Here is a 22,709-nt window from a genome sequence, read left to right as displayed (position 1 = left end):
CGCATTACTGAATATTTCTGTCACCCCGCGGCAGCGCTGGCGAAATGACGTCAACGATCGGCAAACACCGATCATAGCGGCCTCAAAGCCAAATAAGGTTGAGTCGCATTTATTTACTTATCCCCTCACCCTCGGAAAGGTTACGTCCTTATGACAAATCGGTCATTCACACCGTGACCTGCTTTCGTTAGAACTGGTCTCAGGCCGCTTCGCAACGAGGCGGCATCTTCAGCTCGCCACGCCGGCAGCGAGCGCAAACCGGCAGAAAGACTCTGCCCGGCCTCGGAGAGGCCGACGGGACATTACAGTCAACAAGTGAGGGCAACACCCTATGAGAAGACTTAAGCGTGATCCGTTGGAAAGAGCATATTCACGTGGCTACCAATACGGGGTCACCGGCAAATCCCGCGAACTTTGCCCCTTCAATCTTCCTTCTGTTCGCCAAGCCTGGATCAACGGCTGGCGTGAAGGTCGCGGTGATAACTGGGACGGAATGACTGGCACCGCTGGCATCCATAGACTCAACGAAAATCACGCCGTTGGCTGAACGAGGACACTGAATTCGATTTACCATGCGCGCCCTATCCGGGCGGCGGGCTAAGGCCCAGGGGCCCCTTTCAAGGGGCCCTTTTTTATGCCCGCGCGTTTTATGTACGGGGCATGGCAGCGATGGCGTCGACAGCCTCACGGATCAGCGCAGGGCCTTTGTAGATGAACCCCGAGTAAATTTGCACCAGGCTTGCGCCCGCGGCGATTTTTTCGGCAGCGTGACGGCCTTCGGTAATACCGCCCGCCGCGATGATCGGCAACTTGCCGGCCAGCTCCCCTGCCAACACCTTCACCGTATGAGTGCTCTTTTGCAGCACTGGCGCCCCCGACAGACCACCGGCTTCACCACCGTATGGCAACCCCTCGACGCCTTCACGACCCAGGGTGGTGTTGGTGGCGATGACCGCGTCCATACCCGATTCGACCAACGCGCCAGCCACCTGGGCGGTTTCCTCGTCGCTCATGTCCGGCGCGATCTTGATGGCCAGCGGTACACGCTTGCCATGCTCGACCGCGAGTTTCTCGCGACGCTCGGCCAAGGTACCGAGCAACTGCTTGAGCGAGTCGCCGAACTGCAGGCTGCGCAGGCCGGGGGTGTTCGGCGAGCTGACGTTGACCGTGATGTAGCTGGCCTCGCGGTAGACCTTTTCCAGGCAGATCAGGTAGTCGTCGACCGCACGCTCGACCGGGGTATCGAAGTTCTTGCCGATGTTGATGCCCAGCACACCGTCGTAACGCGAAGCACGCACGCGCTCGAGCAAGTGGTCGACCCCCAGGTTGTTGAAGCCCATGCGGTTGATGATCGCCGTCGCCTCCGGCAGACGGAACAGCCGCGGCTTGGGATTGCCTGGCTGCGGACGCGGAGTCACGGTGCCGATCTCGACGAAGCCGAAACCCAACTGGGCAAAGCCGTCGATGGCTGCGCCGTTCTTGTCCAGGCCGGCGGCCAGGCCCACCGGGTTGGCGAAGTTCAAGCCCATGACGGTCACCGGCAACGCCGCTGGCTGCTTGCACAGCAGGCCGTTGAGACCGAGGCGGCCACCGGCGCCAATCAGGTCCAGGGACAAGTCGTGGGAGGTTTCCGGGGAAAGCTTGAACAGCAGCTGGCGGGCCAGGGTATACATGGGCGGGCAAGACTCGCGGTGAGTGAGGTGGCGATTATAGCCAGCGCGCGCCCGGCATGACAGGGCCTTGGCACATCGGTTGCTTCGATTGCCTGACACAGCCTATTCAGTACGGGCGAGGAATCTTGTGAACACAGTACCCCCGGCAATGCCCTTGGCATGGGTGAACGGCAGTGACGCGCCGGAAAAGCCCAGCCTGAACATCGGCTTCATGGCCCTGACCGACTGCGCATCGGTAGTGGTCGCAGCCACCCAGGGCTTCGCCCAACAACATGGCCTGACCCTGAACCTCAAGCGCCAGGGCTCCTGGGCAGGACTGCGCGACAAACTGGTCAGCGGCGAGCTGGATGCCGCGCATTGCCTGTACGGCCTGATATATGCAGTCCACCTGGGGATCGGCGGCGTACCGGCCAGCGCCATGGCGGTGCTCATGGGCTTGAACCAGAACGCCCAGGCCATCAATCTCTCCCCGGCCCTGCAACGCAAGGGCGTGACCAACCCTGAAGCATTGGCGCGCCTGGTGCACCAACAAGGCGCGCGCCTGACCTTCGCCCAGACCTTCCCCACCGGCACCCATGCCATGTGGCTGTACTACTGGCTGGCAAGCCAGGGTATTCATCCGCTGGACGACGTGAACAGCGTGGTGGTGCCCCCTGCGCAAATGGTCGCGCACGTTCAGGCCGGTCGCATCGACGGGTTCTGCGTCGGCGAGCCCTGGTCGGCCGACGCCGTGGCCAAAGGCCAGGGCTTCACCCTGGCAACCAGCCAGTCGATCTGGCCGGACCACCCCGAGAAAGTCCTGGGCTGCGCACGCGCCTTCGTCGAACAGTACCCCAACAGTGCCCGCGCGCTGGTCAAGGCGGTGTTGGCCGCCAGCCGCTTCATCGATCAGAGCCAGGAGAACCGCCATGGCACCGCGCAACTGCTCAGCGGCAGCGCGTACCTGGACACGCCCCTGGAACGCATCGAGCCGCGCTTGCTTGGCGACTACCAGGATGGCCTTGGCAACCACTGGCAGGACCGACACGCCCTGCGCCTGTTCGACGAGGGACGGGCCAACTTGCCCTACCTGTCCGACGGCATGTGGTTCATGACCCAGTTCCGCCGCTGGGGCCTGCTGCGCGAAGACCCCGACTACCTTGCCGTGGCCCGCCAGGTGCAGCAACTAGACGTGTATCGGGACGCCGCGAATGCCATAGGCGTGCCCTGCGATGCACCCGCCATGCGCAGCAGCCTGCTGATCGACGGAATCCGCTGGGACGGTAGCGACCCCCACGCCTACGCCCGCAGCTTCCGCCTGCACGCCCTGGGCGATGCCCGCGGCGCCCGTATCGGTCTGTGAGGGTGACGAACATGCTACGCATCCTGCTGATCGACGACACGCAAAAAAAAGTCGGCCGCCTCAAGGCCGCGCTGAGCGAGGCAGGCTTCGAGGTGATCGAAGCCCCAGGGCTGACCATCGACCTGCCCGCCTGCGTCGAAACGGTGCACCCGGACGTGGTGTTGATCGACACCGACTCCCCGGACCGCGATGTCATGGAGCAGGTGGTGCTGGTCAGCCGCGATCAACCACGGCCAATCGTGCTGTTCACCGACGAACATGACCCCGGCGTCATGCGCCAGGCGATCAAGGCCGGGGTCAGCGCCTACATCGTCGAAGGCATCCATGCCGCGCGGCTCCAGCCCATTCTAGATGTCGCCATGGCCCGTTTCGAAAGCGACCAGGCGCTCAAGGCCCAGTTGCTGGCGCGTGACCAGCAGCTGGCCGAACGCAAGCGCATCGAACAGGCTAAGGGCCTGCTGATGAAGATGAAGGACTGCAACGAGGAACAGGCCTACACGCTGATGCGCCGCCAGGCCATGAGCCGCCAACAGAAGCTGATCCAGGTGGCCGAGCAGATCATTGCCATGCACGAGATGCTTGGTTAGTCAGGCGCCTGGGGCAAGCCACTGCGCTGCTGGCCCCGGCCTCATCGCGACCAACCCACGTCCAGACTTGGCCCGCCTCTTGCTGAAGAATTCCTACCGGTAGCCAACGGCGGTTGCCCACAAATCCCGACAAAGACGTCGCCTCCCCTCCACAGACCAGTGGAACGGGTAGCGGCGTCTTTTTCATTTCCGTTGCTTTGCCGAGTGAGGTGTTCAAATGAGTACCAGCTTCTGGAAATCCGGGCACGTGCCCACCCTGTTCGCTGCATTCCTGTACTTCGACCTGAGCTTCATGGTTTGGTACCTGCTAGGCCCACTGGCCGTGCAAATTGCCACCGACCTGCAACTGAGCGCCCAGCAACGAGGCCTGATGGTGGCCACACCGATTCTGGCTGGGGCGGTATTGCGCTTCGCCATGGGCATGTTGGTCGACCGCCTTTCGCCCAAGACCGCTGGCCTGATCGGCCAGGTGGTGGTCATCGCCGCCCTGGCCGGAGCGTGGTTCCTTGGCGTGCGCAGCTACGAACAGGCCCTGCTGCTGGGCGTTTTCCTGGGCTTTGCCGGTGCTTCGTTCGCCGTCTCGCTGCCCCTGGCCTCGCAATGGTATCCACCCCAGCACCAAGGCAAAGCCATGGGCATTGCCGGCGCCGGCAACTCCGGCACCGTGTTCGCCGCGCTGCTGGCACCGGCACTGGCAGCAGGTTTCGGCTGGAACAACGTGTTCGGTTTCGCCCTGATTCCGCTGGCACTGACACTGGTGCTGTTCGCCCTCCTGGCCCGCAACGCACCAGAACGGCCAAAGCCCAAAGCCATGGCCGATTACCTCAAGGCTCTGGGTGATCGCGACAGCTGGTGGTTCATGTTCTTCTACAGCGTCACCTTCGGCGGCTTCATCGGCCTGGCCAGCACCCTGCCTGGCTACTTCAGCGACCAGTATGGCCTGAGCCCGGTCACCGCAGGCTACTACACCGCCGCCTGCGTGTTCGCCGGCAGCCTGATGCGCCCGCTGGGCGGAGCCTTCGCCGACCGTTTCGGCGGTATTCGTACGCTGCTGGCGATGTACAGCGTGGCAGCCATCTGCATCGCCGCGGTCGGCTTCAACCTGCCAAGCTCAGCTGCCGCCCTGGCCCTGTTCGTCAGCGCCATGCTTGGCCTTGGGGCCGGCAACGGTGCGGTTTTCCAACTCGTGCCACAACGCTTCCGCCAGGAGATCGGTGTCATGACCGGGCTGATTGGCATGGCGGGCGGCATCGGCGGCTTCCTGCTCGCTGCCGGGTTGGGCACCATCAAGCAGCACACCGGCGACTACCAGCTTGGCTTGTGGCTGTTCGCCAGTCTGGGCCTGCTGGCCTGGTTCGGCCTGCACGGCGTCAAACGCCGCTGGCGCACCACCTGGGGTTCTGCCGCAATGACTGCGGCGCGGGTCTGAGCCCCCGATGAGCCTGCAACTGCGTTTCGCCCAAGCCAGCGCCACCGGGCCACGAGAAGAGAACCAGGACGCCCTGCGCCTGGTAACCCCGGCCCCGGAACTGGCCGCCAGCAAGGGTTTTCTGTTCGCCCTGGCGGACGGTGTCAGCCAATGCGCCGACGGCGGCCTTGCGGCCAGGGCCAGTTTGCAGGCGCTGGCGATGGACTACTACGCCACGCCCGCTACCTGGGGCGTGGCCCAGGCCCTGGACCGTCTGCTGCTGGCACAGAATCGCTGGCTGCGCGCCCAAGGCCGCGGTCAGCCCTTGTTGACCACCCTGAGCGCGCTGGTGCTGCGCGGACGCCGTTTCACCCTTGCCCACGTAGGCGATTGCCGCGCCTACCGTTGGTACAACGGCCAGTTGCAATGCCTGACCGAAGACCACGTCTGGGACCAACCCGGCATGCAGCATGTGCTCAAGCGCGCACTGGGCCTGGACCAGCACCTGCTGGTCGATTACCTGGAAGGCGAGTTACAGGCGGGCGAGTGCTTCCTGCTGCTGAGCGACGGTGTCTGGGCCAGCCTGGGCGACCAGCACATTCTGGCGGTGCTGCGCGAGCAACCCGACCTGCAGCTGGCCGCCGAAACCTTGGTTGCCAGCGCACACCACAATGGCAGCCAGGACAACGCCAGCGCTTTGCTGGTGCGCGTCGAGCAACTGGGCGCAAGTAACCTGGGTGACACCCTGGCCCAGTTGCAGCAATGGCCAGTGCCTGGCCCCTTGCGCGAAGGCCAGTCGCTCGACGGCTGGCAGGTCGAGACCTTGCTGGCGCACAGCCGCCAGTCCCTGCTCTATCGGGTGCGCGATAGCCAGGGCCAGGCGTGGCTACTGAAGACCTTGCCCGCGGCACGCGAGCAGGAGCCAGGTGCCGCGCAAGGGTTGCTCACGGAGGAATGGTTCCTGCGCCGCGTCGCCGGGCGTCACTTTCCCGAAGTGCATGCGGCCAGCCAGCGCCAGCACCTTTACTACGTCATGCGCGAGCACCGCGGCCAAAGCCTGGCTAGCATGCTGCAAACACAAGGCCCCCTGCCGCTCTCGCAGTGGCTCGAAGTTGCGCGCCAACTGCTGCAGGCGGTCGGCGTGCTGCATCGGCGCAACCTGCTGCACCGCGATATAAAACCGGAAAACCTGCTGTTGGGAGAAGACGGCCAGCTGCGTCTTCTGGACTTCGGCCTGGCCTACTGCCCGGGCCTCTGCGAAGCACCAGACCATGACTTGCCGGGCACGCCCTCGTTCATCGCACCCGAAGCGTTCGACGGCCACCCTCCCAGCCCGCAGCAAGACCTCTACGCCGTCGGTGTGACGCTGTATCGGTTGCTGACCGGGCATTACCCCTACGGTGAAGTGGAGGCCTTTCAACGCCCGCGCTTCGGCACTGCGATCAACGCATCGCGATATCGGCCCGATCTGCCGGAATGGCTGCAACACAACCTGCAACAAGCAGTAGCGGCCGATCCGAAACAACGCTTCGAGACCGCCGAACAGTGGCTTCTGCTGCTTGAGCGCGGCGACCGTCAGGAACTGCCGAGCCGCAATCGACCGCTCCTGGAGCGGGAACCCCTCAAGCTCTGGCGAACCTTGGCGCTACTGTCCTTGCTATTGAACCTGATCTTGCTGCTCGCCCTGCTCAAGGGCTGAACCCATTACCGATGAGGAACACCCGATGAATGCGAAAGTCTGGCTGGTCGGCGCTGGCCCTGGAGACCCCGAACTGCTTACGCTCAAAGCCGTACGCGCACTGCGCCAGGCCGAGGTGGTGATGATCGACGACCTGGTCAACCCGGCAGTACTGGAGTATTGCCCACAGGCCCGCGTCATTGCCGTTGGCAAGCGCGGAGGCTGCCGCTCCACGCCCCAGGCATTCATCCAGCGCCTGATGCTGCGCCACGCTCGCCAGGGTCGTTGCGTGGTACGACTCAAGGGTGGCGACCCTTGCATTTTCGGCCGAGGTGGCGAAGAAGCCTTGTGGTTGCAGCGGCACGGCATCGACGTGGAGGTAGTCAACGGCATCACGGCGGGGCTTGCTGGGGCGACGCAGTGCGGCATATCCCTCACCTCGCGTGGCGTGAGCCGAGGAGTGACGCTGGTAACCGCCCATACCCAGGATGACAGCGAGCTGAATTGGGCAGCACTGGCACAGGGCGGAACGACACTGGTGGTGTACATGGGCGTGGCTCGGCTTGCAGAGATCCGCCGCGGGCTGCTAGATGGCGGCATGACACCGACAATGCCGGTGGCGATGATCGAGAATGCCTCGCTGCCAACGCAACGGGAGTGTCGCAGCGATCTGCTGAGAATGGTGGAGGACGCACAAGGGTTCGGGTTAAGCAGCCCGGCAATTCTGGTGATAGGCGAGGTCGTTGGCGAGCAGGTGGCGCGCGCGCTGCGGGTCATGGCCGGCTGATGTGCCGAGTGCCGACGGTGAGGCAACTGAAATTGCAGGCAAAGAAAAACCCGGCCGAGGCCGGGTTTTTCATGAAACGTCAAACCAATTACTTGGCCTGGGCTTCTACCTGAGCTTCAACGCGACGGTTGATAGCGCGGCCTTCTTCGGTGGCGTTGTCGGCAACCGGACGGGTTTCGCCGTAGCCAACCGAGTCAACACGGCTGGATTCTACGCCGTACTGCTGGGTCAGGACCTGCTTGACAGCGTTGGCGCGACGCTCGGACAGCTTCTGGTTGTAAGCGTCTGGGCCCACGGAGTCAGTGTGACCTTCAACCACGGTGGTGGTCTGTGGGTACTGCTTCATGAAGTCAGCCAGGTTCTTGATGTCGCCGTAGCTGTTTGGCTTGACGACCGACTTGTCGAAGTCGAACTTGACGTCCAGCTCAACGCGAACGACTTCGGCAACAGCCGGGCAGCCGTCGGCGTCAACGGTAACGTTGGCCGGGGTGTCAGGGCACTTGTCGACGTTGTCGCAAACACCGTCGTTGTCGCTGTCGGAGCAGACTTCGGCAACTGGAGCAGGCGCTGCGGCAACCTTGCCACCGCTACCACCGAAGTTCAGACCCAGACCAACGGTCGGACCCCACTCGGTGTTGCCGTTGTCGATGTTGTACATGGCTTCAACGCCAGCACGGGCGAAGAACATGTCGGTGATGTACCACTTGGCGCCAGCGCCAACGTTGGCGAAGGTGGAGTGGTCACGGCCGCTACGGGTAGCCTGACCCAGGCTCTCGTGAGCGAAACCGGCAGAGACGTACGGACGCAGAGCATCGCCTACGGTACCGAAGTGGTAGGTAGCGTCGAGCTTGGTCTTGGAACCCTTGATGTCCTTGTTGAAGACTTCGCCACGAGCGTTGTGAGTCTCGTTGTAACCCAGATCCAGGGAGACGTCGTCGGTCAGGAAGTAACCCAGGCGAACACCAGGATTGGTGCCGTCGTTCTTGAAGTTACGCTCGCTGTCGTAGTACTGCTTGGTGACGTTGCCTTCGATTTCGACAGCGCCTTGGCCTTGGGCCAGAGCACCGAACGAAGTAGCAGCTACGAGCGAGCCAATGGCCAAGCCCAAGGTGTTTTTCAATTTCATCCGTTAAATCCCCATCTGATGATAGTTAAGCAGTCCCACCAACATCCGGGGGACAACTCGACGGCAAGTCTAGCAGAACTTGCCGATTCGTTAGAGACATTTGTACACGGCTAAGTTTCACTCAACCCGGCAAATTTCTCCCGAAGCTTGTCTAGCGCGCGCTTGTACCGCATTTTTGTTGCGCTCAAGCCCATGTGCATGATATCGGCGATCTCCTGAAACTCCAGTTCTGCGACAAATCGCAGCACCAGGATCTCCCGGTCGATCGGGTTCACATGCACGAGCCACTTGTCCAGCCCGCCCTTTTCTTCCGGTTTCGGCGCCTTGTCTTCGGACGCCTCTTCAACAGGGTCCAGGCTCAAGGCATCCATCAACCGACGCTTGCGGCGCTCCTTGCGGTACTGGGTGATGCACTCGTTGTAGGTAATGCTGTAGAGCCAGGTCTTGAACTTGGATTTGCCCTCGAAGTTCTTCAAACCGTACAGCACCTTCAGCATCACCTCCTGACAGACATCGTCGGCATCCCGATCGTTCCCCAAGTAACGCGCACAGACGTTGAACAGGGTCCGTTGGTAGCGCCGCATGAGTTCCTCATAGGCGCGAGTTACGTGATACAGCTCCTCATGCGAACGCGCCACCAACTCCTCGTCCGTGAGCTCGCGGGGGTCATAACGCATGGGCGGCGAATGAACTTTATTCAAAACGGATCTGGCCGACAGTCAGGTCAATGTCGCCGCTTAGCCCCATGGGCCGATTTTCGCGGCGGCATACATTAACAGCTTTTGTGCGGTTAGCGGCTATTGACACGCTGCTCAAGTAGTTCACGGTTAGACATCGACACCAATTCGCCATCATCGGTCAGCACCGTCGTCTTGACCGTACCGATTTCCTCGATCTGCCCTTCGACCTCTCCAATCCGCACATGCTGGCCGACCTGATAGAGTTCGCGCACGTAGATCCCGGCCAGAATCTGTCCGGCGATCTCGCGGCTGCCGAGGCCCATCGCCAACGCGATTGCCAGACCAACGGTAATCAGCCCGATGACGATCACGTGGTTGAGCAGGTCGGTTTTCACCTCCAGCTGACTGATGGCCACCGAGATGCTGATGATGATCACCAGGCCTTGGGTGATACGCCCAAGCCCTGCGGAATATTCCAGCCCGATGCCTTCCGCGGCACCGCGCACCAGGCCATTGGCTACTTGCGCCAGCAGCACACCCGCCAGCAGCACCAGCGCCGCGCCAAACACCTTGGGCAGGTACAGCGCGAGCATGTCGAGGGTAGCCGAAACCCGCTCGAGCCCCAGGGATTCGGCGGCGGACACCAGGAAAATCAACAGCACGAACCAGTACACGATCTTGCCGATCAGGGTCGAGATCGGCACCTGGATACCGGTGCGACTGAGCATCTTGGTCAGGCCGGTACCGGCCATCAGACGGTCCAGGCCGAACTTGGCCAGTAGCTTGGACAGCAATGTATCGAGCAGCTTGGCCACGACGAAACCAAGCAGCACGACGACCAGGGCACCGAACAGGTTCGGGATGAAGTTCGCCACCTTGGTCCAAAGGGCGGTCATCGCAGTGACCAGGCTCTGGGTCCAGAGATCGAGTTCCATATTCAATCGGCCTTATCTGCTTTGCTGCCACCGGCAGCGTTGCGGGTAGAGTTTCTACGAACAGGCGCGACATGCGCCGAGCCATTGTTCACGGCAATCATCAACGCCTGGCTCCAGCGGCCCAGGAGGCTGAACAGATCACCCGCGCCCACCTGACGGTTGGCGGTTTTCAGGACGCGACCCAGGCACGCGGCATCGTCACGGTCCTTACCGGACGGCGACGCCTTGAGCAGGTCACGCAAGGATTCTTCGAACGGATCGTGCATAGGCACCTCACGCAGTGTCAGTCAGAGACGAGGGCGCAGGACGATGGGTCACACTGACTGGCGCTGTGGGTGTTTCAAAATGAGTGCGCAGCGGCCGGATCGCCGGCGCCTCGCTGTAGGTGCGATACGCCCCGTGCACGACTAGACCCACCGCAACCGCCGGAACAGCCACCACTGCCCCACCGCCAACCCGAGCACGACGATGCAGGCAAACAGGAAGCCGTAGGGGTTTTCCGCCCCCGGAATACCGCCCACGTTGATACCGAGCAACCCAGTGATGAAGCTCATCGGCAGAAAGATGCAGGTGATGATGCCGAACCGGTACATGGTCCGGTTCATCCGCTCACTGCGGCGTCTGTCCTCGCTTTCGAGTACCAACGCGGCACGTTCGCGGGTCAGTTCGAGCTCTTCCAGGTAGCGGATCAAGCTGTTGTTCAACTCGTTCCAGTAATCGGCGTCGGCGTCGGCGAACCAACTCCACTTGCTGCGCGACAACTGCGCGTAGATGTCTCGCTGCGGGGCGAGAAAACGGCGCAGGGCGGCGGCGCGACGGCGGATTTGCTGCAGGCTGGCCTGTTCGGGCGAGTACCGTTCGTCGGACTCGACCTTTTCTTCTTCGTTGTCGACCCACTCGGAAAGGTCTCTGACCAGTCCCTGAACCTTTTCCGTCAACAGCTCTCCCATCAACAGCAACAGTTCGGACGCCGACTTGGGCCCCCTGCCCTCGGCCAGGTGCTGGAGAATCTCGTCGCTGGCGCGCAAAGGCCGCAAGCGCAGGGAAATCACCCGCTGCGCTTCGGCGAAGATGCGCACGGAAACCATGTCTTCGGGTTCTGCACCCGGGTTGAGGTTGACCCCACGCAGGAACAGCAGCAACTGCTCGCTGGCCAGCGGCAACAACCGCGGACGGGTGTTCTCTTCCAGCAACAGGTCGCAGGCGAACTCGCTCAGGCCACTGTCGTGCAACAGCCAGGTACGTGTCTGCGGATGGCTTCGGTCCCAGTGCAGCCAGAGGCTTTCCTGCGGCTGCAACTGCAGCCCGTCCAGTTCGGTACGGACGATCGAGCGCGCGCCGCCTTTGCCATCGAGCACCAGGGCATGCACCAGCCCCCACTGCGCGTTGTCTTCCTCTAACATCGACACTCCATCAGCGCGCGCGGCGCATCACTCCGGCATTTTCAGCGGGCTTGGCGAAACGATCACGCCGTTGTTGTCGGCGTACACGTATTCACCTGGGCGGAAGGTCACCCCGGCGAAAGTCACCGGCACGTTGAGATCGCCAATGCCACGCTTGTCGGTCTTCATCGGGTGGCTGGCCAAGGCTTGCACGCCGACATCGGTCTGGATCAGCACGTCCACGTCTCGCACGCAGCCATAGATCACCAGGCCCTCCCAACCGTTCTTGGCGGCTTTCTCGGCCAGCATGTCACCGAGCAGTGCACGGCGCAGCGAACCGCCGCCATCGACCACCAGCACCTTGCCCTTGCCATCGAGCTCGACCTGCTCCTTGACCAGCGAGTTGTCTTCGAAGCACTTGATGGTGACGATCTGGCCGCCGAAGGAATCGCGGCCACCGAAGTTGCTGAACATGGGTTCCAGCACCTGGACCAGGTCCGGGTAGGCGTCGCACAGGTCGGGCGTTACGTAATGCTGCATGGGAAGCTCCTGTCAGTCACAACGAAAGCGGTAGATCACGCAAGGCTACACCGGGGAGGCAGTTGCAGTCATCCGGGACCGATCAGTCAGGTGAATTTCGTCTGCGCGGGCCTTATCGCCGGCAGGCCGGCGCGCCCATGGACTGCCCCACCCCGGGTTTGACGGCGAGGATAGCCCTGACGCCTCAACCGGCGGGCACAGCCTGCGCCACCACTGTGGACTCATGCACCGGCAGCAGCGGCTCTCGCAACCAGCGCTCCACCAGAGGCCACACCTGGGCCTGCGCTGCCTTGCTCACCAGCATGTCGACATGCCCGAAGGCATCGAAGCCTTCCTCGCGCCCCAGGCGCAGGAACTGCTTGCGCTCGCCGCCAAACTGGTCGAACAGCTTGCGACACGCCCATACCGGGTCCTGGAAGTCCCCTGCACCGGCCACTGCCAGCAGCGGCACATCCACCTCGGCCAACGCCGCCCACCAGTCGCTCTGCTTATCGCCAAAGCGACCGAACAGACCATGCCAGCGCATGCTCTCCAGCGCCAGGCCGATCGGCTCGTCCTCCGGCCCACGCTTGAAACGCGGCCCGGATATCTGTTCCCAGCGCTTGAGCACCAGCTTCGCCCCCCAAGCCAGCGGCGGCACCTTCAATGGCCAGTAGACACGGCTGACCTGGGTACCGAACAGCGCCACGCTGGCCGCCTGTTCGGCCTCGAGAAAACCGCCGCCCAGGGCCGCCACCAGGGTGGTCCCGCCCAACGAATGGCCGATCCAGTGAGGCGTCTGGCCCGACTGCTCGCGCACGAACGCAGCAATCAACGGCAGATCGTGGCGGGCATAGTCGGCGACGCTGTTGTGCTTCCACCTGAGGTTGCGCGGCGACAGCCCATGGCCGCGCATTTCCGGGATCCATACATCGAAACCGGCTCGCGCCAGATAGGCCCCAAGGCCGATGCCCTTGGGCGAATACCAAAAGCGCCGGTTGGAGAAACTGCCATGCAGCAGGATCACCGGCAGGCCTTGGGCCCGATTCTGATCTGCCAGGCCCAGGCGGGTCACGGCCAGCTCGACGCTCGGGTCAGGGCTGTTGCCAGCCTTGATCCGGTATACATCTTCGCTGAGGTCACCGCGGCGCTCGGCACTGAGCAGGGCCACGGGAAAAAGATTGCTGCTGCTTTGCATAAAGTTGCTTGGTGCACAAAAAAGGGCGGGATCCATTGCTGGAACTCGCCCTGGATGAAACCAGGCGGGGACGCGCCAGACGCGCCCCCGCAATTCACTGCATCAGGCCACACCCTGGCCTTCGGCCAGGAAGAACCAGGTCTCGAGTACCGAGTCCGGGTTCAGCGACACGCTTTCGATGCCCTGCTCCATCAGCCATTTTGCCAGGTCCGGGTGGTCCGACGGGCCTTGGCCGCAGATGCCGATGTACTTGCCAGCCTTGTTGCACGCGGCAATGGCGTTGGCCAGCAGCTTCTTCACCGCGGGGTTACGCTCATCGAACAGGTGGGCAATGATGCCCGAGTCGCGGTCCAGACCCAGTGTGAGCTGGGTCAGGTCGTTGGAGCCGATGGAGAAGCCGTCGAAGTACTCGAGAAACTCGTCGGCCAGCAGCGCGTTGGACGGCAGCTCGCACATCATGATCACGCGTAGGCCGTTGTCGCCACGGGCCAGGCCGTTTTCGGCGAGCAGGTCGACCACCTGGCTGGCCTCGCCCAGGGTACGCACGAACGGCACCATGATCTCGACGTTGGTCAGGCCCATCTCGTTGCGCACGCGCTTGAGGGCACGGCATTCGAGCTCGAAGCAGTCACGGAACGACTCGCTGATGTAGCGCGAAGCACCGCGGAAGCCCAGCATCGGGTTTTCTTCTTCCGGCTCGTACAGCTTGCCGCCGATCAGGTTGGCGTACTCGTTGGACTTGAAGTCCGACAGGCGCACGATGACCTTTTTCGGGTAGAAGGCCGCAGCCAGGGTGCTGATACCCTCGACCAGCTTCTCGACGTAGAAGCCGACCGGATCGTTGTAGCCGGCGATGCGCTTGTCGACGCTCTCTTTCAGCTCTGGCGGCAGGCCGGCATAGTTCAGCAACGCCTTGGGGTGCACGCCGATCATGCGGTTGATGATGAATTCCAGACGCGCCAGGCCAACACCTTCGTTGGGCAGTTGGGCGAAGTCGAAGGCGCGGTCCGGGTTACCGACGTTCATCATGATCTTGAACGGCAGCTCCGGCATGGCGTCGACCGAGTTCTGCTTGACGTCAAAGCCCAGTTCACCTTCGAAGATGAAGCCGGTGTCGCCCTCGGCGCAGGAGACGGTGACGCCCTGGCCATCCTTGAGGATCTGGGTGGCATTGCCGCAACCGACCACAGCCGGAATACCCAGCTCACGGGCGATGATCGCCGCGTGGCAGGTACGGCCACCACGGTTGGTGACGATGGCGCTCGCGCGCTTCATGACCGGTTCCCAGTCCGGGTCGGTCATGTCGGAGACCAATACGTCGCCTGGTTGCACCTTGTCCATTTCGGACACGTCGTTGATAACGCGGACCTTGCCGGCACCGATGCGCTGGCCGATGGCGCGGCCTTCGACCAGAACGGTGCCTTTTTCCTTGAGCAGGTAACGCTCCATGACGTTGGCGCTGGCGCGGCTCTTCACGGTCTCAGGGCGAGCCTGGACGATGTACAGCTTGCCGTCGTCGCCGTCCTTGGCCCACTCGATGTCCATCGGGCGCTGGTAGTGCTGCTCGATGATCATGGCCTGCTTGGCCAACTCGTTGACTTCGTCGTCGCTCAGGCAGAAGCGCGCACGATCGGCGCGGTCGACTTCGACCGTCTTGACCGACCGTCCGGCCTTGGCTTCGTCGCCATAGACCATCTTGATCGCCTTGCTGCCCAGGTTGCGGCGCAGGATCGCCGGGCGGCCAGCCTGCAGCGTCTGTTTGTGGACGTAGAATTCGTCCGGGTTCACCGCACCTTGCACCACGGTTTCACCCAGGCCATAGGCGCCGGTGATGAACACCACGTCGCGGAAGCCCGACTCGGTGTCGAGGGTGAACATCACACCGGCGGTGCCGGTTTCCGAACGGACCATACGCTGCACGCCAGCGGACAGGGCCACCAGCTTATGGTCGAAGCCTTGGTGCACGCGGTAGGCGATGGCGCGGTCATTGAACAGCGAGGCGAACACTTCCTTTGCCGCGCGGATCACGTTGTCGACGCCACGGATGTTCAGGAAGGTCTCCTGCTGGCCGGCGAAGGAGGCATCCGGCAAGTCTTCGGCGGTGGCCGAGGAACGCACGGCCACGGCCATGTTGTCGTTGCCCTTGGACATTTCGGCGAAGGCAGTTCGGATTTCCGAATCCAGGCGAGCCGGGAACTCGGCCTCCATCACCCACTGGCGGATCTGTGCGCCGGTCTTGGCCAAGGCGTTGACGTCGTCCACGTCCAACGCATCAAGCGCGGCATGGATGCGGTCGTTCAGGCCACTCTGCTCGAGAAAATCGCGGTACGCCTGAGCCGTAGTGGCAAAGCCGCCCGGCACCGAAACGCCGGCACCTGCGAGGTTACTGATCATCTCGCCCAGGGATGCGTTCTTGCCCCCCACATGCTCCACATCATGGACGCCGAGCTTATCGAGGGAAACTACGTACTCTACCAAGGTGATCTCTCCACTAACTGTATTGGAAAAGCTCAAGGGCGCCCGCCTGCCTGTTCTGACTTGGCCGGACGCTTGTGGCCTGTACCTGGAAAATAAGTGAGAATGCCGACAGCCGCATTCGGCAAACCGAACTTATCATATCCAAGAAACGTCATCAGCTTAAGGCCCAGGATGCAAATGAAAAGAACCGCGTTCTTCATCTCCGATGGCACCGGCATCACCGCCGAGACCCTGGGCCAAAGCCTGCTCGCTCAATTCGATAGCATTCCGTTCAACAAATTCACTCGCCCGTACATCGATACGCCTGACAAAGCGCGGACCATGGTCCAGCAAATCAATGCCGCGGCGGAGCGGGACGGCATGCGCCCGATCATCTTCGACACCATCGTCAACCAGGACATCCGCGAGATCCTGGCCACGTCGAATGGCTTCATGATCGACATCTTTTCGACGTTTTTATCCCCGCTCGAGCAGGAATTGACTGCCCATTCGTCGTATTCCGTCGGTAAATCCCACTCAATCGGTGGCAACTCCAACTACATGGAGCGCATCGAAGCGGTCAATTTCGCTTTGGACAACGACGACGGCGCCCGTACCCACTACTACGACAAGGCCGACTTGATCCTGGTGGGCGTATCGCGGTGCGGCAAGACGCCCACCTGCCTGTACATGGCCATGCAATTCGGTATCCGCGCCGCCAACTATCCGCTGACCGAGGACGACATGGAGCGCCTGCAGCTGCCCGCGGTGCTGAAAAAGCACCAGCACAAGCTGTTCGGGCTGACCATCGACCCCGACCGCCTGACTGCCATCCGCCACGAGCGCAAGCCCAACAGCCGCTATTCGAGCTTTGCCCAGTGCGAGTTCGAAGTGAGAGAGGTGGAAAACCTGTTCCGGCGCGAGAACATTCCCAACATCAACTCCACGCATTTTTCGGTGGAGGAGATTTCGGCGAAGATCCTGGTGGAGAAAGGGGTGGAGCGGCGGTTCAAGTAGCCAGAGGGTGGGCTGCAAGGGGTTAGTCTTAGGCGATTTTTTCCCTGTAAGATCGGGCGCCGCCCGCGCGGCGCATCGCGAGCGAGGCTCGCTCCTACGGGATTTGCGTGCGTCTGGGGCAGGCGTTACTGGCCGGAAAAAACGAGGGGCGAGCCCTGCTCGCGATGCGTCGCGTGGGCGGCGCTCGATTTGCGTACCACCACAAAACTCCCGCCAAGCCTCATAAAAAAGCCCCGGCATCACTGCCGGGGCTTTCTCATTTCAGCTTGATGATCAGGACGGCACCACCGTCGCCTGCCCACTCATCGCCAAGTCGACCAGCTCGCGGTTGGCCACCGCGTACATCGCATAGTCAGTACCCGGTGCGTTGCGCAAGTCGTCTAGCATGGCGCGCCAGCGCTCGACCATCACCCGGTGCTGCTCGGCCCACAGCGCCACGCGGGCATCCATGTCCTGCGGCGCATCCGCCATCTGCAGCACGGAAATGGTGATCGCGCGCTGCTGCAGGTCGATGTCGTCGCGGAACGACTCGCGGGCCAGTGCCTGCCAGTTGTTCTCCACCGTCAGGTTGCTGACCTCCTGCAGGTACCAGGTCAGGTCGAAGGCACTGCCCACAGCGAAGAACGCCTTGGCCACCTGGGCCGGATCATGCCCGGTCACGTCAGCCGCCTCGATGATCGGCAACAGCGTGTACAGGTGGCTGGTACCCGCCACCATGCGCGCCAACAGCTCCGGCACACCAGCATCGACGAAGCCCTGGTAACGAACCATCCAACGCTCACGGGTCGGGCCTTCGAGCAACTCGTCGAGCTTCAGGCCCAGTTGGGCGATTTTCGGCCCGAAGTGCGCGGTGTCACGCCCGGCATCCTGCTCGTTGCGACGGCTACGCAGGAACCAGCGGGTGGCCCGGCGGCCCAGGCGCATCAGCTCGTCCATCAGGGTCAGTTGGACCTCTGCCGGCACCTGGTAATCCAGCGCCTCGATCTGGCGGAACCAATGCGGCAGGTGGAAGATGTCGCGCACGATCACATAAGCCCCGGCCACGTTGGCCGGGCTCATGCCGGTCGACTCCTTCAGGCGCTGGACGAAGGTGATCCCCATGTTGTTGACCAGATCGTTGGCGATCTGGGTGCTGACGATCTCACGTTTCAGACGATGACGACGCATGGCGTCGGCGAACTTGCTGACCAGCGACGGCGGGAACGCGGTTTCCATGTCACGGGTCAGGTAGTCGTCGTCCGGCACCAGCGACTTGAGCAGTTGCTCCTTGAGGTCGATCTTGCTGTACGAAATCAGCACCGACAGCTCGGCACGGGTCAGGCCCTGGCCTGCGGCCAGGCGCTCGGCCAACTGCTCCTCGGACGGCAGGAACTCGATGGCCCGATCCAGCTTGCCCCGGCCCTCCAGGTCAGCCATCAGGCGCTTGTACTCGGCGATCCGCTCGCGGGCACGACGGGCCGCCAGCGACAGCGCCTGGGTCTGCTTGTAGTTGTTGCCCAGCACCAGGCTGGCCACCTCGTCGGTCATGCTGCCGAGCAGCTGGTTGCGCTGCTTCTCGGTCATGTCGCCACCCTGCACCACTTCGTTGAGCAGGATCTTGATGTTGACCTCATGGTCGGAGCAGTCCACACCACCGGCGTTGTCGATGAAGTCGGTGTTGGTAGCGCCACCGTGCAGGCCGAACTCGACCCGACCCAGCTGGGTCATGCCCAGGTTGCCGCCCTCACCTACCACCTTGCAGCGAAGCTCGTTGCCATTGACGCGCAGGGCGTCGTTGGCCTTATCACCGACATCGGCGTGGCTTTCGCTGCTGGCTTTGACGTAGGTGCCGATACCGCCGTTCCACAGCAGGTCGACCGGCGCCTTGAGCAGCGCGTTGAGCAGCTCGGTCGGGGTCAGGCGATCAGCCTCGATGGCGAAGCGCTCTTTCATCTGCGGGCTGATGGCAATGCTCTTGGCACTGCGCGGGAAAATCCCGCCGCCTTCGGACATGATGCTGGTGTCGTAGTCGCTCCAGGCCGAACGTGGCAGATCGAACAGGCGCTGACGTTCGGCGAAGCTGGTGGCCGGATCCGGATTCGGGTCGATGAAGATGTGCAGGTGGTTGAACGCCGCCACCAGTTGCAGCTTGTCGGACATCAGCAGGCCGTTACCGAATACGTCACCGGCCATGTCGCCGATGCCGATCACAGTGATCGGGTCTTCCTGCACGTTGATCCCACGCTCGCGGAAGTGGCGCTGAACACCCACCCAGGCACCGCGGGCGGTGATGCCCATCTTCTTGTGGTCGTAGCCAGCCGAACCACCCGAGGCGAAGGCATCGCCCAACCAGAAGCCGTAGTCGATGGCGATGCCGTTGGCGATATCGGAGAAGGTCGCTGTGCCTTTGTCCGCCGCTACCACCAGGTACGGGTCGTCATCGTCGTGACGCACCACGTTGGCTGGCGGCACCACGCCGCCCTCCTTGAGGTTGTCGGTGATGTCGAGCAGTCCACTGATGAAGATGCGGTAGCACGCTACGCCCTCGGCGGCGATCTCGTCACGGGTGCCACCCAATGGCAGACGACGCGGCAGGAAGCCACCCTTGGCCCCGACCGGCACGATCACCGAGTTCTTCACTTGCTGGGCTTTCACCAGGCCCAGCACCTCGGTGCGGAAGTCTTCCTCGCGGTCCGACCAACGCAAGCCGCCACGGGCGACGTTGCCAAAGCGCAGGTGCACACCTTCGACCCGCGGCGAATAGACGAAGATCTCGAACTTCGGCACCGGCTTGGGCAGTTCGGGAATCAGCTTGGGGTTGAACTTGAAGCTGAAGTACGACTTGTTGTGCCCATGGGCGTCCGGTTGGTAGAAGTTGGTGCGCAACGTGGCCTTGATCAGGTCCAGGTAGCGACGCAGGATACGGTCCTCGTTGAGCACCTGAACGTCGTCCAAGGCGCTGAGAATCGCCTGCTCCAGGCGCTGCTGCTTGTCGTCCAGGTCGTCCTGGGTGAGTTTGCGCGCCAGGTAGAAACGGGTCTTGAACAACCGGGTCAGCTCACGGGCGATGTCGGTGTGGTTGTTCAGGGTGCTGGCGATGTAGCCCAGGTCGAAGCCCAGGCGAATCTGCTTGAGGTAACGCGCATACGCGCGCAGCAGTGCCACATCGCGCCACGGCAGGCCGGCGGTCAGGACCAGGCGGTTGAAGGCGTCGTTCTCGGCATCGCCTTTGACGATGTGGACGAAGGCATCCTGCAAGATGTCGTTGAGCTGCTGGATATCCAGGCTCAGGCCTTCGCTGTAGGTGAAGGCGAAATCGTGAATCCAGTATTCGCGGCCGCTGGCATGACGCAAGCGGTACGGGAACTCACCCAGCACGCGCAGGCCAAGGTTCTCCAGGATCGGCAGCACATCGGACAGTGCCAGTGGCGTATCGGCGTGGTACAGCTTGCAGTGCAGCAGGCGCTCGCCAAGACGGGTCAGCGGCTGGTAGAAACTCATGGCCAGCGGCTTGTTTTCAGACAGTGCCAGCACGTGCTGAAGGTCGACCACCGCCGAGTGCGCAGGGAAGCGCTCACGGTAGCCGGCCGGGAAGCCTTTGGGGAAGTCGGCAAGAATGTTGGTGCCCTGGGCCTCGCCGAAGTTCTCGATCACCAGTGCCGAGTAGTCGTCCTGCCACGAGCGGCAGGCCTGGATCACTTCGTTTTCCAGCTGCTGCGGGTCGATGTCGATGCGGTTCTTCGGGTCGACCCGCAAGATCAGCTGCACACGCGCCAGCACCGACTCGGAGAAGAAGGTCCAGAACTCGCAGTCGCTGGCCTTCAGGCGCTCCATCAGCACCTGCTGGATCTTCTGGCGCACCTCGGTGGAGTAGATCTCACGCGGTACGTAGGCCAGGCAGTAGCAGAAGCGGCCGTAGGGGTCCTTGCGCAGGAATACGCGAATCTTGTTGCGCTCCTGGATCTGCACGATCGACATCACGGTGCTGAACAGCTCGTCGACCGGGGTCTGGAACAGGTCGTCGCGTGGCAACACCTCTAGCACCTGGGCCAGTTCCTTGCCCAGGTGAGCCTTGGGATCGAAGCCAGAACGGCGCTCGACTTCATTGACCTTGACGCGGATGTACGGGATGGCATGCACACTCTCGCCATAGACCGACGAGGTGTACAGGCCCATGAAGCGGTGTTCCTTGATGACCTTGCCAGCGGCATCGAGCTGGCGAATCGACACGTAGTCCGGATAAGCCGGGCGATGCACGCGGCTGGGCAGCGCAGCCTTGGCGAAGGACAGCAGCAGCGGCTCGTTGAGGTAGGCCACGGCGTAATCTTCGATGCGCAGTTCTTCGGCGCTCAGCCCCACGCGCAGGCGCCGTGGCAGGCCGAGGAATGACTGTTCGTCGTACACCATCTGGCCGCCGGCGTTGTCGTCCCGGACCGTGAATTCTTCGTAGCCCAAGAAAGTGAAATGGTTGTCCAACAACCATTCGAGGAACGCCTTGACCTCGGCCTTCTCATGCTGCACCGGTGCGAACGGCGTCTGCTCCACCAAAGCGACCACTTCGCGCAGCTTGGCCTTCATCGGCTCGAAATCGGCAACTGCCACCCGCACTTCGGCCAAGACCTGCTCGATTTCACGGGTCAGCACCGTCAGTTCGGCGGCATTGGCGCAGCGGTCGATCTCCAGGTACATCAGCGATTCATGACGCACGCCCTCACCCTGGGTGCCCTTGGGCAGCAGTTCGAGCAGTTCGCCCTTGGCGCCACGACGCACGCTCAGCACCGTGGTCTGCAGGGTGTGGATGCTGTAGCCGCGGCGGTTCAGCTCGGTGCGTACCGAATCGACCAAAAATGGCAAGTCGTGGTGCAGCACCTCGACCACCGTGTGGGTCGATTGCCAGCCATTGCGCTCATAATCCGGGTTGTAGACCCGCACTTGCGGTTGTGCAGGGTCGAAGCGCTCGATGATGCGCCAGGCAGACAGCGTGCAGCCGGCCAGGTCGGACAGCCTGCGCTGGGTGAGTTCGTCCAGAGAGATGATGCCGAAGAACTGCTCGGCGAACAGCGCCACTTGTGGCAGGGACTGTTCGCTGATGTGCTGCGCCAGGGCCGCCTGCAGTTGGTGCTGGAAGTCGGCTTTGCTGGCTGCGGTGAAGAACGCCATCTGTGGTACTCCGCTTGGGCTTTGTAATAGTTGAAGCGTCGCATGCGTGCGCCTTGGTACGGATCAACGATAGCCAAACCGTGGCAAGGCGGACGGTAAAACCAGGCGTTGAACGTGTAGGCCACGTTCATAGGCTCGGCGCAGCTTAACGACTGAGTGGTCACTACGGCTTGCAGCGCTGCGACAATTTCGGTCAAGGGGGGGTAACTTTACGTTTATGGATGCGTGCAAGGCTGTCAGAATTCCCCCTCATTTCCTTTGATCCGAGCCGCCCATGCAAATCAAAACCGCCCTGCTCTTCGCCACGCCCTGCGATGAAGAAGAAGACGACATGGCGACCCTGTGCTGCCACAGCGACAAGGGACAGATGTTCCTGCTGACCCGCTACCCGGACGAGGACACGGTCGACCTGACCCTGGACGACGAACCCTCGACCCTGGATGGCTTGAAAGTGACCTTGAGTGCCCAGCGCTTGTTGATCGAAGTGGCTGCCAGTGACCGGGATGCGCTGAAAGGCGATGAGTCGCTGGAGATTGTGTTGACGTCGCAAGGAACTGACCTGGAAGAGGTGGCGCTGACGTTGCGCAATATCCTCGAGGGTACCGGTACCTTCGTTAGCGAGCTTTGAGGGCGCACAGGACCGGCCTCGATCGTCGGCGAACATCCGGCGCTGGTACGCGCACCTCCCCTGTTTCTGGCTAACGATCTGGAACAAACTCAGTTCAGGTACCACCGAACTGAAGAACGCGCTGTTCGAACGCGGTGACCTGGAACAATGCCG

Annotated in this window: 18 protein-coding genes; 8 read left to right on the top strand and 10 right to left on the bottom strand. The window is 62.4% G+C overall.

Going from position 1 to position 22,709, the window contains the following annotated elements; genetic code table 11:
- Nucleotides 1-331 precede the first annotated feature (331 nt).
- Nucleotides 332-547 (top strand): ribosome modulation factor, encoded by a 216-nt coding sequence (gene rmf, locus IF103_RS07710; protein ID WP_003248687.1) that lies wholly within the window; start codon nucleotides 332-334, stop codon nucleotides 545-547.
- A 100-nt stretch (nucleotides 548-647) separates the two neighbouring features.
- Here the strand turns inward: rmf and IF103_RS07705 are convergent, their stop codons facing one another.
- Nucleotides 648-1,673 (bottom strand): quinone-dependent dihydroorotate dehydrogenase, encoded by a 1,026-nt coding sequence (locus IF103_RS07705; protein ID WP_023379530.1) that lies wholly within the window; start codon nucleotides 1,671-1,673, stop codon nucleotides 648-650.
- A gap of 127 nt (nucleotides 1,674-1,800) precedes the next feature.
- Here IF103_RS07705 and IF103_RS07700 point away from each other — a divergent pair, with 127 nt between their 5' ends.
- The 5 genes from IF103_RS07700 to cobA all read left to right on the top strand — a co-directional run bounded on the left by IF103_RS07700 (nucleotide 1,801) and on the right by cobA (nucleotide 7,475).
- Complete coding sequence (locus IF103_RS07700; protein ID WP_202675999.1) at nucleotides 1,801-3,015, top strand: CmpA/NrtA family ABC transporter substrate-binding protein; 1,215 nt, start codon at nucleotides 1,801-1,803, stop codon at nucleotides 3,013-3,015.
- A gap of 11 nt (nucleotides 3,016-3,026) precedes the next feature.
- Nucleotides 3,027-3,602, top strand: a complete 576-nt coding sequence (locus IF103_RS07695; RefSeq protein ID WP_023379528.1) for an ANTAR domain-containing response regulator — start codon at nucleotides 3,027-3,029, stop codon at nucleotides 3,600-3,602.
- A gap of 217 nt (nucleotides 3,603-3,819) precedes the next feature.
- The gene (locus IF103_RS07690) at nucleotides 3,820-5,031 is read left to right on the top strand and encodes a nitrate/nitrite transporter (RefSeq protein WP_023379527.1); all 1,212 of its coding nucleotides are present in this window, start codon (nucleotides 3,820-3,822) and stop codon (nucleotides 5,029-5,031) included.
- A gap of 7 nt (nucleotides 5,032-5,038) precedes the next feature.
- Nucleotides 5,039-6,709, top strand: coding sequence for a bifunctional protein-serine/threonine kinase/phosphatase (locus tag IF103_RS07685; protein ID WP_027907806.1), 1,671 nt, complete (start codon nucleotides 5,039-5,041; stop codon nucleotides 6,707-6,709).
- Between the two features lie 25 nt (nucleotides 6,710-6,734).
- Nucleotides 6,735-7,475: a uroporphyrinogen-III C-methyltransferase gene (gene cobA, locus IF103_RS07680; protein WP_023379525.1), complete on the top strand. Its 741-nt coding sequence runs from the start codon at nucleotides 6,735-6,737 to the stop codon at nucleotides 7,473-7,475.
- An 88-nt stretch (nucleotides 7,476-7,563) separates the two neighbouring features.
- On the opposite strand, the gene IF103_RS07675 is transcribed toward cobA, so the two are convergent.
- From IF103_RS07675 to ppsA, 8 genes are all read right to left on the bottom strand, one after another.
- Nucleotides 7,564-8,601 (bottom strand): OmpA family protein, encoded by a 1,038-nt coding sequence (locus IF103_RS07675; RefSeq protein WP_023379524.1) that lies wholly within the window; start codon nucleotides 8,599-8,601, stop codon nucleotides 7,564-7,566.
- A gap of 110 nt (nucleotides 8,602-8,711) precedes the next feature.
- Nucleotides 8,712-9,278, bottom strand: a complete 567-nt coding sequence (sigX, locus tag IF103_RS07670; protein ID WP_023379523.1) for an RNA polymerase sigma factor SigX — start codon at nucleotides 9,276-9,278, stop codon at nucleotides 8,712-8,714.
- Between the two features lie 113 nt (nucleotides 9,279-9,391).
- Nucleotides 9,392-10,216: a mechanosensitive ion channel family protein gene (locus IF103_RS07665; RefSeq protein ID WP_023379522.1), complete on the bottom strand. Its 825-nt coding sequence runs from the start codon at nucleotides 10,214-10,216 to the stop codon at nucleotides 9,392-9,394.
- A gap of 2 nt (nucleotides 10,217-10,218) precedes the next feature.
- Nucleotides 10,219-10,482: a hypothetical protein gene (locus tag IF103_RS07660; protein WP_023379521.1), complete on the bottom strand. Its 264-nt coding sequence runs from the start codon at nucleotides 10,480-10,482 to the stop codon at nucleotides 10,219-10,221.
- Between the two features lie 141 nt (nucleotides 10,483-10,623).
- Complete coding sequence (gene cmaX, locus IF103_RS07655; protein ID WP_202675998.1) at nucleotides 10,624-11,619, bottom strand: divalent cation transporter CmaX; 996 nt, start codon at nucleotides 11,617-11,619, stop codon at nucleotides 10,624-10,626.
- A 27-nt stretch (nucleotides 11,620-11,646) separates the two neighbouring features.
- Entirely contained in the window at nucleotides 11,647-12,138 is a 492-nt protein-coding gene (rraA, locus tag IF103_RS07650; protein ID WP_023379519.1) for a ribonuclease E activity regulator RraA, read from the bottom strand.
- Between the two features lie 184 nt (nucleotides 12,139-12,322).
- Nucleotides 12,323-13,315, bottom strand: a complete 993-nt coding sequence (locus tag IF103_RS07645) for an alpha/beta fold hydrolase (protein ID WP_023379518.1) — start codon at nucleotides 13,313-13,315, stop codon at nucleotides 12,323-12,325.
- Between the two features lie 102 nt (nucleotides 13,316-13,417).
- On the bottom strand, nucleotides 13,418-15,793 hold the full coding sequence (ppsA, locus tag IF103_RS07640) for a phosphoenolpyruvate synthase (protein ID WP_023379517.1): 2,376 nt from the start codon (nucleotides 15,791-15,793) through the stop codon (nucleotides 13,418-13,420).
- A 171-nt stretch (nucleotides 15,794-15,964) separates the two neighbouring features.
- Here ppsA and ppsR point away from each other — a divergent pair, with 171 nt between their 5' ends.
- The gene (ppsR, locus tag IF103_RS07635; RefSeq protein WP_177325243.1) at nucleotides 15,965-16,789 is read left to right on the top strand and encodes a posphoenolpyruvate synthetase regulatory kinase/phosphorylase PpsR; all 825 of its coding nucleotides are present in this window, start codon (nucleotides 15,965-15,967) and stop codon (nucleotides 16,787-16,789) included.
- Nucleotides 16,790-17,062: 273 nt separating this feature from the next.
- Here the strand turns inward: ppsR and IF103_RS07630 are convergent, their stop codons facing one another.
- Nucleotides 17,063-21,928: an NAD-glutamate dehydrogenase gene (locus IF103_RS07630; protein ID WP_104882009.1), complete on the bottom strand. Its 4,866-nt coding sequence runs from the start codon at nucleotides 21,926-21,928 to the stop codon at nucleotides 17,063-17,065.
- Between the two features lie 274 nt (nucleotides 21,929-22,202).
- Here IF103_RS07630 and IF103_RS07625 point away from each other — a divergent pair, with 274 nt between their 5' ends.
- Nucleotides 22,203-22,556 carry a hypothetical protein gene (locus IF103_RS07625; RefSeq protein ID WP_023379514.1) on the top strand — a complete coding sequence of 118 codons (354 nt, stop codon included), beginning with the start codon at nucleotides 22,203-22,205 and terminating at the stop codon, nucleotides 22,554-22,556.
- The last annotated feature ends 153 nt before the right edge of the window (nucleotides 22,557-22,709 follow it).

The organism is Pseudomonas sp. SK2, from assembly GCF_016772395.1.
GTDB classification, from domain to species: Bacteria; Pseudomonadota; Gammaproteobacteria; order Pseudomonadales; family Pseudomonadaceae; genus Aquipseudomonas; species Aquipseudomonas taiwanensis.
The sequence above is the reverse complement of the archived record's forward strand: the minus strand, read 5'-3'. Positions and strand labels throughout refer to the sequence as shown.